General features: G+C 38.0%; 16 protein-coding genes. 5 read left to right on the top strand and 11 right to left on the bottom strand.

Going from position 1 to position 16,530, the window contains the following annotated elements; all coding sequences use genetic code 11:
- Positions 1–80 precede the first annotated feature (80 nt).
- The 6 genes from OSO01_RS11850 to ymaG form a co-directional block, all read right to left on the bottom strand.
- Complete coding sequence (locus OSO01_RS11850; protein ID WP_147210650.1) at positions 81–1,031, bottom strand: sugar kinase; 951 nt, start codon at positions 1,029–1,031, stop codon at positions 81–83.
- A 54-nt stretch (positions 1,032–1,085) separates the two neighbouring features.
- Positions 1,086–1,712: a bifunctional 4-hydroxy-2-oxoglutarate aldolase/2-dehydro-3-deoxy-phosphogluconate aldolase gene (locus tag OSO01_RS11855; protein WP_147210651.1), complete on the bottom strand. Its 627-nt coding sequence runs from the start codon at positions 1,710–1,712 to the stop codon at positions 1,086–1,088.
- A 56-nt stretch (positions 1,713–1,768) separates the two neighbouring features.
- Positions 1,769–2,773: a LacI family DNA-binding transcriptional regulator gene (locus OSO01_RS11860; RefSeq protein ID WP_147210652.1), complete on the bottom strand. Its 1,005-nt coding sequence runs from the start codon at positions 2,771–2,773 to the stop codon at positions 1,769–1,771.
- Positions 2,774–3,024: 251 nt separating this feature from the next.
- Complete coding sequence (locus tag OSO01_RS11865) at positions 3,025–3,336, bottom strand: hypothetical protein (protein WP_147210653.1); 312 nt, start codon at positions 3,334–3,336, stop codon at positions 3,025–3,027.
- Positions 3,337–3,489: 153 nt separating this feature from the next.
- Positions 3,490–4,173 carry a hypothetical protein gene (locus tag OSO01_RS11870; RefSeq protein WP_147210654.1) on the bottom strand — a complete coding sequence of 228 codons (684 nt, stop codon included), beginning with the start codon at positions 4,171–4,173 and terminating at the stop codon, positions 3,490–3,492.
- 446 nt (positions 4,174–4,619) lie between these two features.
- Positions 4,620–4,904, bottom strand: a complete 285-nt coding sequence (gene ymaG / locus OSO01_RS11875) for an inner spore coat protein YmaG (protein WP_147210655.1) — start codon at positions 4,902–4,904, stop codon at positions 4,620–4,622.
- 173 nt (positions 4,905–5,077) lie between these two features.
- Here ymaG and ppx point away from each other — a divergent pair, with 173 nt between their 5' ends.
- Positions 5,078–6,613, top strand: a complete 1,536-nt coding sequence (ppx, locus tag OSO01_RS11880) for an exopolyphosphatase (protein WP_147210656.1) — start codon at positions 5,078–5,080, stop codon at positions 6,611–6,613.
- Positions 6,614–6,804: 191 nt separating this feature from the next.
- Entirely contained in the window at positions 6,805–8,886 is a 2,082-nt protein-coding gene (locus tag OSO01_RS11885; RefSeq protein WP_147210657.1) for an RNA degradosome polyphosphate kinase, read from the top strand.
- Positions 8,887–9,071: 185 nt separating this feature from the next.
- On the opposite strand, the gene OSO01_RS11890 is transcribed toward OSO01_RS11885, so the two are convergent.
- Positions 9,072–9,875 (bottom strand): MurR/RpiR family transcriptional regulator, encoded by an 804-nt coding sequence (locus OSO01_RS11890; protein ID WP_147210658.1) that lies wholly within the window; start codon positions 9,873–9,875, stop codon positions 9,072–9,074.
- 166 nt (positions 9,876–10,041) lie between these two features.
- Here OSO01_RS11890 and menC point away from each other — a divergent pair, with 166 nt between their 5' ends.
- Together menC and OSO01_RS11900 are read left to right on the top strand one after the other, a co-directional pair.
- Positions 10,042–11,151: an o-succinylbenzoate synthase gene (gene menC, locus OSO01_RS11895; RefSeq protein WP_147210659.1), complete on the top strand. Its 1,110-nt coding sequence runs from the start codon at positions 10,042–10,044 to the stop codon at positions 11,149–11,151.
- Positions 11,152–11,482: 331 nt separating this feature from the next.
- Entirely contained in the window at positions 11,483–12,877 is a 1,395-nt protein-coding gene (locus OSO01_RS11900) for an L-cystine transporter (protein ID WP_147210660.1), read from the top strand.
- Between the two features lie 73 nt (positions 12,878–12,950).
- Here the strand turns inward: OSO01_RS11900 and OSO01_RS11905 are convergent, their stop codons facing one another.
- The 3 genes from OSO01_RS11905 to OSO01_RS11915 all read right to left on the bottom strand — a co-directional run bounded on the left by OSO01_RS11905 (position 12,951) and on the right by OSO01_RS11915 (position 14,596).
- Positions 12,951–13,715 carry an SDR family NAD(P)-dependent oxidoreductase gene (locus OSO01_RS11905; protein ID WP_147210661.1) on the bottom strand — a complete coding sequence of 255 codons (765 nt, stop codon included), beginning with the start codon at positions 13,713–13,715 and terminating at the stop codon, positions 12,951–12,953.
- 101 nt (positions 13,716–13,816) lie between these two features.
- Complete coding sequence (gene crcB, locus OSO01_RS11910) at positions 13,817–14,179, bottom strand: fluoride efflux transporter CrcB (protein WP_147210662.1); 363 nt, start codon at positions 14,177–14,179, stop codon at positions 13,817–13,819.
- Between the two features lie 24 nt (positions 14,180–14,203).
- A complete protein-coding gene (locus OSO01_RS11915) occupies positions 14,204–14,596 on the bottom strand; it encodes a fluoride efflux transporter FluC (RefSeq protein WP_147210663.1) in 393 nt (130 codons plus the stop codon).
- 203 nt (positions 14,597–14,799) lie between these two features.
- Between OSO01_RS11915 and OSO01_RS11920 the strand changes: the two genes are divergently transcribed.
- Positions 14,800–15,525: a DUF3784 domain-containing protein gene (locus tag OSO01_RS11920; RefSeq protein WP_147210664.1), complete on the top strand. Its 726-nt coding sequence runs from the start codon at positions 14,800–14,802 to the stop codon at positions 15,523–15,525.
- A 43-nt stretch (positions 15,526–15,568) separates the two neighbouring features.
- On the opposite strand, the gene OSO01_RS11925 is transcribed toward OSO01_RS11920, so the two are convergent.
- The gene (locus OSO01_RS11925; protein WP_147210665.1) at positions 15,569–16,462 is read right to left on the bottom strand and encodes a 3-hydroxyacyl-CoA dehydrogenase; all 894 of its coding nucleotides are present in this window, start codon (positions 16,460–16,462) and stop codon (positions 15,569–15,571) included.
- Between the last annotated feature and the right edge of the window lie 68 nt (positions 16,463–16,530).

Here is a 16,530-nt window from a genome sequence, read left to right on the forward strand (position 1 = left end):
TAACATAGAATGCAAGTCATCTTCAGAAAAATCGTAAAAATTACCGCCTGCTGCAATCCCTAACCCTTTTTGAAGACATTTTACCGTTCTACTTTCTCTATTTCGCCAAGCCTTTCCTGCACATCCTCGTAATACGGCAAACCCTCATTATCTCCGGTAATACTTACAACCATAGAGCCAATTGTATTTGCGAAATGGAGGGAGCGTTCTAAATCCCAATCATGCAAATAACCATATAAAAAACCGGCATTAAATCCATCACCTGCACCGACTGTATCCACAACCTTTGTTGCCTTCACAGGATCTGCATATATGAGCTGTCCCTGATGGTATCCGGCAGATCCATGTTCTCCGCGTTTTACAATAATAGTTGGAATTCCAATTTCTTTTGTTTTTTCAATGATTGCTTTAGGATTACTTTCTCCAATAATAATATCCATTTCTTCATCTCCGGCAAGCAAAATATCCACATGTGGAAGGATATCTAATAAAACTTTTCTTGCTTCTTCTTTTGTCCACATTTTTAAACGGATATTTGGATCAAAAGATACTTTCACTCCATGTTTTTTGGCAAGCCGGATTGATTCCATCATGACATTTAAATTATCTCCCCCGATGGCAGGGAAAATTCCTGTGATATGGAGCACACGTGCATTTTTAATATAAGATTCATTTAATTCCTCCGGCTTCATCGTCAGCGTTGGTGATTTGTCCCGATAATAAAATGTCTGTACATTACCATCCTCCATAATTTCTTTAAAATACACAGAAGTAGGGTAACCTTTTACAAGCTTAAGCTCAGACGTATCAACCTGCTCTCCTCTGGCAAATGTGCGGATAGATTTTCCAAATTCATCATTACCCAGTCTGCTGATAAAACCCGTTTTTAATCCTAACCGGGAACAGCCAATCGCCAGGTTTAATTCTGCACCGCCAATATTTTTCTGGAAACCGTTAACAAATTTCATCGGCCCTTTTATATCTGGATTAAAGACAACCATTGCTTCTCCCATACTAATTACATCAATCATTTCTCTTCCTCCCAGCAGAAATTCTATAAGTATCTGTTTGTTGATAAAAATTTATTATTTTGTTAATGCAATAAATTCCTTTGCCCGTTCAGTTAAAGCATGATAATCATCTTCCGTTTTTAGTTTAGATGCATCTACTAAATTACTGCCGAGACCAACTGCTGCACTCCCGTTTCGGAGATAGTCTTTTAGATTATCCTTAGTAATCCCTCCTGTAACCATTGCCGTTACATGCGGAAGCGGCCCAAGAATATTCTTGATATATCGAGGTCCGGCTGCTTCAGCAGGAAATACCTTCACCATGCGGGCACCATGCTCATATGCTGTCAAAATTTCTGTTGGTGTAAAAACGCCCGGAATATGCTCCACTCCATACCTTTGACATAACTGTAACGTATCTTTATTTAACGTTGGTGCAACAACAAAAGAGGCACCTGCTAAAATTACAGCTCTTGCTGTTTCCGGATCTAATACTGTTCCAGCTCCAACCTTAACCGACTCGTCGGCGTTAGCAGCTGCTTCTGCGATAATATCATTGACATTTGGTGTTTCTGCAGTAATTTCTACATGGTGAATACCTCCTTGTGCCAAAGCATCCAGTATAGGCACAATATTATCCTTGTTAGATTTCCTGATAACAGCAACCACTTTTTCCCGTTTAATTCCTTCTATAATATTCATCAAAAACTCCTCCTTTTTAAGCTTGTCCATCTTTCTGTTTTCTACTGATAATTTTCTTAGCAGGACTCTCTCCGATTCAATGCTGGTTCAAACCGGATTATTTTGGAACGATGCTGTTTGTTCGGCTCTAGAATTAAAGTAAATAAAATCTCCGCTGCTCTTCTCCCCATTTCAAACGCCGGTTGTGAAATAGTTGTTAAAGGAGGGGTATAAAACGCAGCAAATGATACCTCATCCACACTAATTACAGCAACATCTGAAGGTATCTGCAGCTTTTCCTTTTTCAAAAAGGATAGTACCTCATGCAAGGTCAGGTCATTCATTGCAAAAATAGCATCCGGTCTTTCTTTTTGCTGAAACAGTTCCTGCAGCTTTTCCTTAATTTCTCTGATTTCTCCATTAATCGTTGAGAGCTTCAGCATATGGTTATCTTCTTCCTGTACTTTTTTGATAAATTCCTGCGCTCTCTCAACTCTCGGAGTAACCTGATGTGTAAAAGGAGGACCAACCATTGTTATATGCTTGTAGCCTTTGTGCATTAACTCATCTGCTGCAAGGGCTGCGGCTTTTTTATTATCTAATAGAATTGTATCGACCTTCAGCCCCTCGACAATCCGATCCATAAATACAATTGGGTATCCTTCCTCTGTCAGCTGTTGATACAGTGCTACATTGCCACCGGTTGGAAAAGCAATTATCCCGTCCACCTGCTTTGCTTTCAACATTTCAATATACTTCTTCTCTTTCTCCGGCTGATCATCTGCATTGCACACAATAAGGTGAAAATCCTTTTCATGGCATAAATCTTCAATCGCCCGAATAACCTGAGTTGAATATACATGAAGTATATTGGCTACAATGACACCAATGGTTGTTGAAGACTTTTGCTTTAGGCTTCTGGCTACCATATTGGGCTGATAGTTCAATTCCTTTACAGCCTGCTCCAGCTTCGTTCGGGTTTCTTTGCTCATATATTCAAATCTTCCGTTTAAATACTGCGAAACAGTACTTTTAGATACCCCGGCTTGCTTGGCAACATCTGTCATTGTTATTCTTTTCATCTGCTTCACCTATTAAAAATTATTTTAAAACGAACCTTACTAAATCGGTTTAGTAAACCGATTTAGTATAAGTATAAACAAATTGAAAACGTTTTACAAGTATTAATTGAATTACCTCATTATATCCTGGATAAAATCAAATCTATGTATTTTCTAAGGATACATAGATTTGATTCCCTTTACCATTAAAAATTTCCTTTTCTCCAGACCTAATCACCTTACAGTGCTAAAGCTTAGCATTCCTTTTAAATCTAAATAGATTGATTTCCTCCCCAATATGGAGCTGGATATCCATATGGCTCAGAGCTATAACGCGGGAAATTATCAATAGCCATCCCTGTGATTACTCCACCTAGAAACGGTATTCCGTATTGAAAGACCGGGTTTCCATAATACGGACCTCCAAATCCCGGACCAATAAGACCAGGGCCAAAAAAACCTGGTCCATAAAATCCTGGACCAAAAAATCCCGGACCCCATCCTGGTCCTCCAAAAAAGAGTCGGGAATCCATATTACTCTGATGATTCATCTGATTAGCGGGAAGCATATGTGTCTTATCCATTTCATGCTCACTCCTCTTTCTTTTTATCCAATCCTCTTTTAGTGTATGTGTTCACCCAGAAAATGAGTGGGCTTGGCTTTGCTATGCGAAAAATAGAGTTGTTCCATATTTATGCAAAATAAAAACTGCCAAATGGCAGTCTTAAAATTATCATTACTTATAAGTTGTTTCTTTCTCATAATAAATACCAACAGATTTTTTAGCTGTCCCGGTCTTGCCGTTTGGATGAGCTGGGCTTACGACAGTATAAGAAACCATTTGATATATTAATTTTGAGTTAAGCTGGACACTTTCTACCTTTTTATTGTTGACTTTTTCAGGGACTGTATAAGATCCAGAGAATGATACAGTATAAGAACCTGTAACGTTAAAGCCAACTATCATAGAAATAATTGATGCATTTAAGCCAGAGTTTCCAGAGTAAATGGCCGGATAACTATTACTATCATTAAGATGGATAGTTATTCCCGAATCACTGACAACGCTATTAACTGCTGGGCCAAATTTGTTACTTCGTTTTAAAAATTTTATTTTTGAATTACCGTACTTATACCATTCTCCCGGTAATCGAACAGCTTGTAGAGGTAACATATTCTCTTCTTTAGGTATAACTTGAACTCCTGAAACGGACTCGTCATTAAGAAATTCTGTTACTTTTGCTTCTAATTCTTCTTTACTCTCAAAATCTTCATAGTACAATTCAATCGGGTTTGTAAATTCGCCAATCAATACATCCTCATCATCAAGTTCGATTTCCTCGTCTTCGGCTAATTCATCACCAAGTATGAGCTCATCCCTATCATACAAATCTTCATCTTGTGATTCAGCATTTGCCAAAGTAAAGGGAGCTATTGCTAAACACAAACAAAGAAAGATTTAAATAAATTCCGATTCATCAGCATCTTTCCTTCTTTCACGAATTTTTAATCAATAACTTTTTGTAAGCCATTACTTAATTATATATCGAAGCAGGAAGTTGTAACGAAAATTTCAGAATATATGAGAATATTATTTCATTTCACAAATTGTTCAAGCAGGTTTTAAGCTCTAGTTATTTAATAAAATATTCATTATCAAATAAAGATAAGCTTGTCCTTTTTTTAAAGCTTTAGATTAGAAAAGGCTGCGAAGTTTTTTCACATAAAAAAGTCCAAACTGTGATATGACATGCCCCCCATACTGGACTTTCACACTTGGATAGTCGTCATAACTGATATATCCATAAAAAGTAAGCAGAAATTCTCTGCTTACCTTTTCAGTAGATACTATAAACAGATCTATTATCAATAAGGATAATAACTATACGGCGGATACGGATAATAAGGAGGATACGGGTAAAATGGCGGTGGTCCCCCTGCACCATCAAGCAATAGTCCTGTTGCCAGCCCTCCCAGAAACGGGACCCCAAATCCCAAAACAGGATTGCCAAAAAAAGGTCCTGGACCATGATGATAAAATGGACGCCTGGTATCATAATTATATATGTGATTGTTAAATCCGGCATCGTTATAAAATTCATTTGGATACATTGCCTGCTGATTTCCTGAATGTAAATTTATTTCATTCATTCTATTACTACACTCCTCTCCCGATTGCTTCCTACCATGTTATGCATCCACCCAGAAAATGATAATCAAATTATTCCCCTTTTTCTGATAATACCACTGACTTTTAGACTTCTTCCGCTAAAAAATATGGTAAACTGAAAAAAAGAAGCGATGAAAAAACAGGAGGCGGAAAAATGAAGACACAGAATTATGCCATTATTGATATCGGCTCAAACACAATGCGTTTAGTTATTTACGAAAAAACAAAGAGCAACCGTCTGAAAGAAATAGAGAACGTCAAAGCCTCCTCCAGGCTGAGAACTTTTTTAGAAGAAGATAATACATTAAACCAAGCAGGAATTGACCGTTTAATAGATACACTGAAAAGTTTTCAGGAAGTGCTGGCAACCTATACACTGCAAGACACAATTTGTGCGGCTACTGCTGCTATCCGGCAAGCCGTGAATAAAAAGGAAATTGAAACACAAATCGTGCAAAAAACAGGATTGAATATCCGAATTTTAAGCGAAGAAGAAGAAGCCTACTATGGTTATTTAGCTGTTGTCCATTCCACCTCACTGAAAGAAGGAATTACAGTAGATATTGGAGGCGGCAGTACCGAGGTTACCTATTTTGAGAATCGTGAATTAAAGGACTCACACAGTTTTCCTTTTGGTGCGCTTACTTTAAAAGATTTCTTTAAAAAATCCATTCCGACTACAGAAGAACTCACAACACTGCGCCAATATTTAAGGGAACAATTTGCAACACTTCCATGGCTTAAGGATAGAGAAGTGAAATTAGTTGCTATCGGTGGAAGTGCTAGAAACCTGGCACAAATTCATCAAAATCTGGAGTCTTACCCATTAGCAGGGCTGCATGAGTATCAGATGTTTCAAAAGGATATTATAGAAGTAAGCAGTTACTTAACCTCGTTAAAACCATCTAAATTAGCAAAAGTAGAAGGTCTCTCTAAAGATAGGGCGGATATTATCATTCCGGCAATTGAAGTCTTTCACTGTCTCTATCAGACGATCCAGGCAGAAAGCTTGATTTTAAGCCGGAAAGGATTACGGGATGGCGTTTTATATGAACATTTAGCAAAAGAGTCTGATTCCTCTCTCTATCCGAACGTTCTGGAAGAAAGTATACAAGAGCTTGTAAATGATTATGATCTGGATCGAAAACATATCCGGCATGTCCAGAATTTAACTGAGCAGGTGTTTGATTTTTGTAAAGAGAATGGGCTTATTCAATTAGACAAGCAGGACCGCAAACTGCTTAAAATGGCGAGTTTTTTATTTAATCTTGGCGAATATATTGATTCCGAATCAAGTCCTCAGCATACTTTCTATCTCCTTGCCAACCGTACCATTGATGGTTTGGAGCATCGGGAACGTGTGAAGCTTGCACTTGTTGCATCTTTTAAAAACAAAACTGTTTTTAATCAATTCATCCAGCCATATAAGTCATGGTTTTTAAAAGACGAGCGGAGGAAGCTGTTGGAGCTGGGTTCTTTATTAAAATTCACCTACTGTCTGGATGCTACCAGAAGGCAAATCGTAGACCGGATTGATTTTAAATTAAAGAAAAAGAACATTCTTATCCGAGTATATACAAAAGCAAATGCAATGCCGGAAGAATATCAGGCAGAAAAGCAGAAAAAACATCTTGAAAAAGCCATTGGTAAAGATGTTGAATTAGAATTTATCGCAGATAGCCAAATGTAAAATCTCTGCTGAGTGATGTTTCATTTTATTACTTTTACGAAATGGTTTATTTATCTATTTTTGTAAGGAGGTATGTACCCAATACACCTCCAGTAACCCAGGATTGTTCACACAAATTTTACACCACTTTAACATACTTTATATAGAGAAAGCTTATGATATATATAGGACTATAAAAGGGATGGTGTTCTATGGGTCAACATACAAAAACAGCCAGCTCACCTGCCTCTTACAATAACAGGGAGCTGAGCTGGCTCTCATTTAATAAACGCGTATTAGAAGAAGCAGCTGATTCAGGTAATCCATTACTCGAAAGGCTGCGGTTTTTATCTATCTTTTCATCAAATCTGGACGAATTCTTTATGGTTCGTGTAGCCGGGTTAAAGGATCAGGTAAAGGCAGGATTTAACCGTCCTGATGACAAATCGAATTTGACCCCCAAGCAGCAGCTCTCTGCTATCGCATCCTTTAATCATAATCTGGTAGAACAGCAATACAGGCTGTATAAACAGTTACAGGAGCAATTAGAAGAAGAACAGATTCAACTTTTTCAAATGGGTGATTTGTCAGCAGAAGAAATATATTCTCTTGAGCAATATTTTGATGAGCAGGTTTATCCAATTCTTACACCGATGGCAATCGATGCCTACCGCGCTTTTCCTATGCTGTTAAATAAATCTTTAAACCTTGCCATTCAATTAAAGGATGAATATGAACAAGAACAGCTTCATAAAAAAACAGCTATTGTTCAGGTACCTGCTTTACTGGATCGCTTTATCCGGATTAATAACGAGCATCACCATTATGTTTTATTAGAAGATGTCATTCGTTATTTTATTCATAAGCTCTTTAAAGGATATCGTGTTATTTCAACAAGTACTTTCCGCATTACACGAAATGCAGATATGAATATCCATGAAGACAGTGCACATGACTTATTGAAAGAAATTGAAAAAGAGCTGAAAAAGCGAAAATTCGGAGCTGCTGTCCGCCTTGAAATGAATAGTATGGAACAGGATCCGAATATTACCCCGTTTCTGCTTCATGAGCTGGAAATTCATGAAAAGGATCTGTACATTGTTGATGGACCACTTGATTTAACGTGCCTAAATGATTTCTATAATCAAGTAAAGCATGACCATGAGCAGCTTATTTATGAAACCTTCATCCCGCAGCCTGCACAAGATATTCATGAGGACGAGACTGTATTCGAAGCAGTCAGAAAAAGAGATCTCTTTCTCCACCATCCTTACGAATCATTTGAGCCGATTGTTGATCTTATGCGGGAAGCTGCTGATGATCCAGATGTACTGGCAATTAAGCAGACGCTCTACCGTGTCAGTGGAGATTCTCCGATTATTGCCAGTTTAAAGCGAGCGGCTGAAAACGGAAAACAAGTAACTGTTCTGGTGGAATTAAAAGCGCGGTTTGATGAAGCAAATAATGTAGAATGGGCCAAGCAGTTGGAAATAGCCGGCTGTCATGTTATTTATGGAATGATTTCTTTGAAAACGCATAGTAAAATCACGTTAATTGTACGTAAACAGGATAATCGGATTGAACGTGTTGTCCATCTTGGGACTGGAAATTATAATGATCAAACCGCCAAATTCTATACCGATATGTCTTATTTAACTACAAAAAGAAAATTTGGGGTTGATGCGACAAATTTCTTTAATTATTTGAGCGGATATACGGAGAAGCCTGCTTTTCATCATCTTTCCATGGCGCCTTTTGATATCCGTAATGATTTATTAGAGTATATTGACCGGGAGATTAAGTTTCACAAGCAGTTTAATAATGGCCGGATTATTGCTAAAATGAATTCTCTAACAGATAAATCCTTAATCAAAAAGCTTTACGAAGCTTCACAGGCTGGCGTTCAAGTTGATTTGATTGTCCGGGGGATATGCTGTCTGCGTCCCGGTATTCCAGATATAAGCGAAAACATTCGTGTAATCAGTATTGTCGGCCGCTTTTTGGAGCATAGCCGGATTTATTACTTCCACCATAATGGTGAAGTGAATATATTCTTATCCTCTGCAGATTTAATGACACGAAATATGGTTAAACGTGTGGAGCTCATGTTCCCAATCTTCGAAAGACGTATTAAGGAACGTATTTCTTCTATTCTGGATTTGATGCTGCATGATTCCGTAAAAGCAAGGAAGCAGGCAAATGATGGGACGTATTCCTATGTTATCTCTAATGATAATAGTACGTTAAACAGCCAATTAAAGTTATTTGAACAGGCAATGGATGTTTTTGTGTAGAAATGCAAAAATGCAACGGCGTAATAGAAAATCAAAGGCAGTTTAAAACTAACCTTTGATTTTCTATTTTTATTCCAGCCAAACATATTCCTAATGTCCCTGATTAAATTTTTCCATCCGATTCATTAACGCTTCTTCATTAAACTTCATCTCAAGGTAATAAAGTTTATGCTGCAATACAAAAATCATTTGATAAAGTAATTAAATGTCGGTGTCTTTTTCCCTTTGTCCGCTACTCCTCGAATGATTTTGTCTATTATCGCATTAATAAGAGATAAACTGACGGGTCCTTTCTGTAACAGAGAGTCTCCAGAATGTGCGGTATGAACAGGAAGTGTTATATCTGCAAATGGTACCGTCGGAGCAGCTAAAGAATCTGTAATGACAATCACTTTAATTCCTTTTCGCTGCGCATCTTTTGCTAATTGGATCGTGTCTACAGCATAGCGGTAGAAAGAAAAAACAATTAATGATGATTTTTTAGGTAAAAAATCCAGTACCCCTGCGTCACTTTCCGGTCGAAATAGACTGACGTTTCCTATAATGTAATTTAAGTTAAAGTATAGCCAATGTGCATAGCTATAGGAATGATAATATCCTGCGATGACAATCTGTTCACTTTGTAAAATTGTATCGGCTACTTTTTCTAATTGTCCCGCATCCAGCTGTTTATGCAGCCAACGGAGGTTCTCTATGTCTGCCTCCACAGAATCATGGAAAGTACTTTCAGCCGTTTCTTCTGCTGCTTGTGATAGATTTAAGAGCTCATTTCTTACTTCCTTCTGTAATTCAGCATAGCCTTTGTAGCCGAGAGCGTTACAGAACCGGAGCACCATCGTTTCACTGACATTAATCATTTCTCCAACCTTTTTTGCCGGATGTGTCGCAAAGGCAATTGGTTCATTTAATAAATAATCAGCAACCTTTTGCAGCCCCTTTGTTAAATTGGGCCAATATGCTTTTATACGCTCTTGATATATAGTTTCCATTCCATCCCTCTTTTGAAGTCTAAACAATTATTTTATATTGCTATAAAGTATAGACTTCATTATAATAGAATGCAATGTATGAATATACACGATAATGAAATAAGAATCAGTTATTATATTATTTAAGAGGTAATTTACTAGCAGTTACCAAAAAGGAGTTCTTCTCATGAAAATAATAGAAATTACAATGCACCGCATGAATATGCGAATGAAAAATCCATTTACAACAAGCTTTGGAACAGAACAGGATCGTGAATTTATTATTTTGGAAGCAAAGGATGAAGATGGAACTATTGGCTGGGGCGAGTGTGTCACATCCGAGTCCCCTCTTTATATTGAAGAATTTACAAAAGCTGCCTGGGTTATGCTGGAGGAATACTTAATTCCCCTTACACTGGGGCGTGAATTTAGCCATCCGGATGAGCTTACTGATTTATTCGAACCCTTCAAGCGCAATAATTTGGCAAAAGCAGCTATCGATGCCGCAGCCTGGGATATTTATGCCAAACAGCAAGGTATTTCCCTGGCACAGGCAATCGGCGGTTGCAGAACTGATATCGAGGTTGGAGTCAGCCTTGGGATTGAGGATGATATAGAAAAGCTTCTTAACAATATCAAAGAGAAAACAGAGGAAGGCTATAAGCGGATAAAAGTAAAAATTAAGCCCGGTAAAGATGTCGAGGTTGTTGAACAAATCCGCAAGCAATTTCCTGATATTCCGCTGATGGTTGATGCTAACTCAGCTTACACACTCGACGATATGGAAACACTGAAAAAACTGGATCCATTTAACCTTATGATGATTGAACAGCCTTTAACAGCCGGCGATTTAATTGACCATGCCGAGCTGCAAAAGCATATTAAAACACCAATTTGCCTGGATGAAAGCATTCATTCCTATGATGATGCAAGACAGGCGATTCAACTCGGCAGCGGAAAGATTATTAATATGAAGGTCGGCCGCGTCGGTGGAATTACAACAATGAAACGAATTCATGAACTATGTAAAGAAGCGAATGTACCAATGTGGTGTGGAGGTATGCTTGAATCCGGTGTAGGACGTGCACATAATATCGCAGTTACCTCGCTTTCTACATTCACACTGCCTGGAGATACTGCCGCTTCTTCCCGTTATTGGGAGGAGGATATTATCGATCCTGAGGTATATGTCAAAGATGGAATCGTACAGGTCCCTGCTTCCCCTGGAATCGGATATGAAGTTAACCGTGAAAAATTAGCAAAATACACTGTGGAGAAAAAAACCTTTAAGCAATAAAAACCAATAAAAGATGAGCTGTAAAAGATGTTTATCCCTTTTGAAAAGGAAAAATTATCTCACAGCTCTTCTTTTTTTGTCTTCGTTTAAATGTTATTTTAAAAATAGTACATATTAAATACATAAGAGTTTTATGCAAAGGAATAAAAACTAACTGACTCCTGTAAATCGGCAATAGAAATAGTCAATATCCCATTATCTGCATATGATTAAAAAATAAGTAAAATATTGAAGCAACTAACTTGAAATCATAATTGAATCAATGTATAGTTTAATCCGTATTATTTTCATTGGATTTATTGGAAACATTTAATAAGGAGGATAACACCAAATGGATACTTGGTTTATAGTTTTAAATATTATTGTTTTACTTGCATTAATTGGTTTATTAATCTATATGCAGAAAAAACATGTCTCGTTTGCAAAGCGTGTATTTACAGGGATGGGGCTTGGAATTGTTTTAGGAGCTCTTTTTCAGGTTATTTATGGCGAAGGCTCAGATATTCTCACAGGAACTCTTGATTGGTACGGCATTGTAGGGAGCGGTTATATTCGTTTCTTAATGCTGATTGTTGTTCCATTAGTTATGGTTTCGATTATTCGTGCCATTATTAATCTAAAGGAAACAAAACAGCTCGGGAAAATGGCCGGCTGGGTAATTGGTGTACTTATTTCTACAACACTTGTTGCAGCAACACTTGGGGTTATAACCTCTCTTGTCTTCGATTTGAATGCAGAACAAATCGAAGCAGGTCATGAAGAAACAGAACGTGGTGCTACAATGGAGGAAAATTTTGAATCCATGGAAGAAGAAACGACACCACAGCGAATTATTAACTTTATTCCAAATAATATTTTCTTAGATATGACTGGGGAACGTTCGACATCTGTTATTGCAGTAGTTATTTTCTCTGTCCTTGTCGGAATAGCAACCCTTGGAGTAAGCAGAAAGCAGCCGGAGCAGGCTGAACGTTTTACAAAAATGGTTAATGCCGTATTTGCAATTGTAATGCGGCTTGTAACACTCATTTTACGTTTAACTCCGTTTGGAGTATTAGCATTGATGACGAACATGGTTGCAACGACAAACTTTGCAGGTATTGTACAGCTTGGTAAATTTGTAATTGCATCCTACGCAGCAATGATTGTGATGGTTCTTATCCACATGCTTATTATTAGCGGATTCAGATTAAACCCTGTTACTTTTATGAAAAAAGTATTTCCGGTATTGGGATTCGCTTTTACGTCCCGTTCCAGTGCAGGTGCCATTCCTTTGAACGTCACTGCACAAAAAGAAGCTTTAGGTGTAGATGATGGGGCTGCCAATATGTCAGCATCCTTTGGAGCAACAATGGGGCAAAATGCATGTGCAGGTATTTATCCTGCGATGCTTGCTGTTATGATTGCACCAACTGTTGGCATTGATCCAACCTCTCTTGACTTTATTGTACAGCTTGTATTAATTACAGCTATCAGCTCATTTGGTGTCGCCGGTGTCGGTGGCGGAGCAACATTTGCAGCGATTATCGTTCTGTCCTCTATGGGACTTCCAATCGCTCTGGCCGGTTTGCTTATTACTGTTGAGCCGCTCATTGATATGGGCCGTACAGCTGTCAATGTTAATGGCAGCATGGTCTCAGGTACTGTAACTTCCAAAGTGCTCGGAAACCTGGATGAAACGAAATTTAATGATAAAAATGCGGTTGTTGAAAATACCGGCATTTAAATTTTTCAATATAAATAGCAGCTATCTCCAGGAATTATAGAGATAGCTGCTATTTTTTTATTATGTGATTATGCTAGTCTGCCTGCATTCCTCCGTCCACATTATATAGTGCTCCATGTACAAACGAAGCTTCATCAGATGCCAGAAAACGTACGATTTGCGCAACCTCCTCAGGTGTACCGAACCTTCCAACTGGAATCCCCTGCTTAATGGCTTCTCCTGATTTCTCCGGCTCTCCAGGTGTTAAATTATTTTGAATATCAGCAAGCATCTGTGTATCAATTGCTGCAGGTGCTACCGCGTTTACACGAATTCCTGCCGGAGCAGCTTCCAATGCCGCGGTCTTTGTTATGCCTGCAACAGCATGTTTGGAAGCTATATAGCCCACCATTCCTGCAGAACCGATATATGCAGCGTTTGATGCTGTATTAATAATACGTCCATGCCCCTGTTCTTTCATTTGCGCAAGAACATGTTTCAGTCCCAAAAATACACCTGTTACATTAATAGACATAATCTGTTCAAAAGCGTCCTTCTCTAAATCTGTAATTTCTGCAACAGGTCCATTTATTCCTGCATTATTAAAGAAAACATCAATTCTTCCAAAATGACTAACCGTTTCCTGGACATAATTTTTCACATCGGATTCATTCGTTACATCCGCTTGAATAATAGCAACATTTTCCGGATTTGATGTGAGGGATTGCATTGCCTTCTCTAAGGATGATTCGTTAATATCAACTAGAACAACTTTGGCACCTTGATCCAAAAACAATTTTGCAGTTGCTTGACCAATTCCTCCTGCCCCGCCAGTTATCAGCACAACCTTATCCTGCATTAACATCTCTCCTCATTTTTTTATACATTTCATCTTCTATTTTATGATAGCGCTTCCATAAACACAAATAATCCGTTCAGCTAATTACATGTACGAAGTAATCAGCTAAATAAATGCACCATTGTTATCCCGATCCATACCGCTACAATACTTAATATGACAGATGTTATAACATATCGAAAAGCAATTTGCCACTGCTTATCCATCAGCAAATCAATAACTTCCTTCCCAAATGTAGAAAATGTTGTATACCCGCCGCAAAAGCCTACTCCTAAAAGAAGCCAAAGCTGTGAGGATAAATCAAGACCATATAAAATACCCAACAAAAATGAACCTGTCATATTAATTAGCCAGGTTGCAACAGGGAAGATGATTCTTTTTTCAGCCTTTAACGGCTTTATATATTCACTAATTATGTACCGTAATAATGCGCCAATTGCACCGCCGAGACCTACTAAAATCACAGGGACAACGCTCCTTTATATTTTTTATATTTCTTCCTTAAATTTTCGGGTCTTCCTTAACTGGGAATAAACAGCTCTTGCTGCCCAGACACCTGCCCCTGCAAAAGCAATTCCCACAGCCAGACTTATTCCAATATAAAGAAGAGCCATTGGCAGATTAAGAAGCAGCACATCTAATGCAAAGGTAGAAAACGTCGTAAAAGCTCCCAAAAAACCAGTGCCAAATGTCAATGCCCATACTTGACGGTCCTGTCTGGAAAGTGAAACAAGTGTAAGCAGAAATCCTAAAAAGAAGCAGCCTATAATATTTACCGCAGCAGTAGCTAAGGGAAATGGCTGCTCACCAAACCACAGACCGATTTCATAGCGGGCCATCGCTCCAAAAAAAGCGCCAACCATTACAAATAGACAATTCACCTAATCACCTGACCTTTATCCGTACATCATTTAATACAATTAAGAGTATATACAATTTAATCCTAACTGACGGAGAAAGCAAGTATTTTTGAAGGTACCGCCTTCACTTTTCGCGAAAAGTTTATTTCCCGTCATATCATTGAAACTTTTCGAGCCTTTCCCTCGTAATTAAAGTGCAAAGAAAAAATGGAGGGACGCACCCTATGGAATATTTATACGGAATTCAAATTTTCTTAATTCTTATGTTTTTCTTTTTCAGTTACCTCATTTTAATACGCAAAAACTATTATTTAATCAGCGGATTCAAGTCGAGTACGGCTGCAGAGCAGCAAAAGATGATCCAGGCAGGCTATCCACGTGCTGCCGGTAAGATGATGCTGCATGTAGCTATTGTTTTAACAATCGGTTTCCTGCTGCAGCTCTTGCACGTTCCTTATGCAATTGAGGGTTCTTATGTAGTTATGCTTATTGTTTTATTTATTGAAACCTTTTTGATGATGAAAAAGGTGAAAAGAAAATCTCAAAAGATAAACAAAACAGTTTTAATGTTATCTCTTATTTTAGTCATTATCGTTTTTGCTATCCCATTTATGCCGAACACACTGGAAATAAATAGGGACTCCTTTGAAATATCAGGCTTGTATGGTGAAGAATGGACGTTTTCAGATATTGAAGATATTTCCCTGTATGATGAGCTTCCTGAAGTTATGATTCGTACAAATGGCATTTCTTTATTTGGAAAACATCTTGGGAAGTATCATTTGGAGGGCTTAGGAGCCGGTAAATTATTTCTCCGTTCAAATGAAGCTCCTTTTATTGTCGTCCGCACGAAAGACAGCTTTGTCATTATGAATACAAATCAGTCTGATAAGACATTGGAGTCCTATCATCAGCTGGAGCAAGCCATTCAGCAGAATACCGATAATTAACAAAAGCTGCCTGAAGTTTAGCGGGCAGCTTTTGTTAATTAATTTATTTCAAAAAATCTGGATTTTCAAAAGCCGGATCAGGATATTTATAAAAACCTTCACCGGATTCAATACCAAATTTCCCTTTATCCAGATACTCTTCTTTTAAGAAACTCGCAACCTTTTCAGCTTTTTTATCACCAGCTTCCGCATGCGCCGCGGACAGATTATAAGGTGTGCGAATACCAATAACATCTAACGTAGCAAATGGACCCTTAGGCGCTCCGGTAGCTACCATCCATGTTTTATCGATGGTCTCTGCATCTGCAATTTCATTTACTAATAAATCCTGTGCTGCATCTAAGAATGGAACAAGCAAGGAATTTAAGATATAGCCTGGCTGTTCTTTGTATATAGGGAGTGCAACCATGCCGATTTGTTTCGCAAATGAGACAACATCCTCAAACACTTTCATGTCTGTCCCTTCATGCTTCATAATTTCTGCTGTATTGTTTTTCCAAATCTCATTTGCAAAGTGCAGCATTAAAAATTGACTTGGACGCCCTGTTGCTTCAGCAAATTGGCTGGGAAGCATAGTAGATGAGTTAGATGCAAAAATTGTTTTTTCTGGAGCAACTTCTGCTAATTTTTTATAGAAATCTAATTTAATTTCTTCTTTTTCAGGCACTGCTTCAATAATTAAATCAGCGTCTTTAACAGCTTCTTTTAAATCGATAGAAAAACTGATCCTTTCAAATGCTCCCTTCACTTCCGCATCTGAAGCATTTAAATCCTCTTTATAGCGCTGCTGCCATTTTTCCATGCGTGTTTTGGCTGCCTCGACAGCTTCGGCATTAATATCATATACCGTTACATTAAATCCTTTGTAAGAAACCTGATAGGCAATTTGGCTTCCTAATACGCCGCTGCCCGCTACTGTAACATTTTTAAATTCCATGAAAAATCCTTCTTTCTATTTTTTACAATTTTAGTATACTCCTAATGATGATAAACATAAACAAATTT

This window comes from Oceanobacillus sojae (assembly GCF_007991515.1).
Taxonomy (GTDB): domain Bacteria; phylum Bacillota; class Bacilli; order Bacillales; family Amphibacillaceae; genus Oceanobacillus; species Oceanobacillus sojae.

What these genes read in the sequence shown, in the direction of transcription:
- OSO01_RS11850 (WP_147210650.1), bottom strand. Translation starts at nt 1,031, where the DNA reads ATGATTGATGTAATTAGTATGGGAGAAGCAATGGTTGTCTTTAATCCA.
- OSO01_RS11855 (WP_147210651.1), bottom strand. Translation starts at nt 1,712, where the DNA reads ATGAATATTATAGAAGGAATTAAACGGGAAAAAGTGGTTGCTGTTATC.
- OSO01_RS11860 (WP_147210652.1), bottom strand. Translation starts at nt 2,773, where the DNA reads ATGAAAAGAATAACAATGACAGATGTTGCCAAGCAAGCCGGGGTATCT.
- OSO01_RS11865 (WP_147210653.1), bottom strand. Translation starts at nt 3,336, where the DNA reads ATGGATAAGACACATATGCTTCCCGCTAATCAGATGAATCATCAGAGT.
- ymaG (WP_147210655.1), bottom strand. Translation starts at nt 4,904, where the DNA reads ATGAATGAAATAAATTTACATTCAGGAAATCAGCAGGCAATGTATCCA.
- ppx (WP_147210656.1), top strand. Translation starts at nt 5,078, where the DNA reads ATGAAGACACAGAATTATGCCATTATTGATATCGGCTCAAACACAATG.
- OSO01_RS11885 (WP_147210657.1), top strand. Translation starts at nt 6,805, where the DNA reads ATGGGTCAACATACAAAAACAGCCAGCTCACCTGCCTCTTACAATAAC.
- OSO01_RS11890 (WP_147210658.1), bottom strand. Translation starts at nt 9,875, where the DNA reads ATGGAAACTATATATCAAGAGCGTATAAAAGCATATTGGCCCAATTTA.
- menC (WP_147210659.1), top strand. Translation starts at nt 10,042, where the DNA reads ATGAAAATAATAGAAATTACAATGCACCGCATGAATATGCGAATGAAA.
- OSO01_RS11900 (WP_147210660.1), top strand. Translation starts at nt 11,483, where the DNA reads ATGGATACTTGGTTTATAGTTTTAAATATTATTGTTTTACTTGCATTA.
- OSO01_RS11905 (WP_147210661.1), bottom strand. Translation starts at nt 13,715, where the DNA reads ATGCAGGATAAGGTTGTGCTGATAACTGGCGGGGCAGGAGGAATTGGT.
- OSO01_RS11920 (WP_147210664.1), top strand. Translation starts at nt 14,800, where the DNA reads ATGGAATATTTATACGGAATTCAAATTTTCTTAATTCTTATGTTTTTC.
- OSO01_RS11925 (WP_147210665.1), bottom strand. Translation starts at nt 16,462, where the DNA reads ATGGAATTTAAAAATGTTACAGTAGCGGGCAGCGGCGTATTAGGAAGC.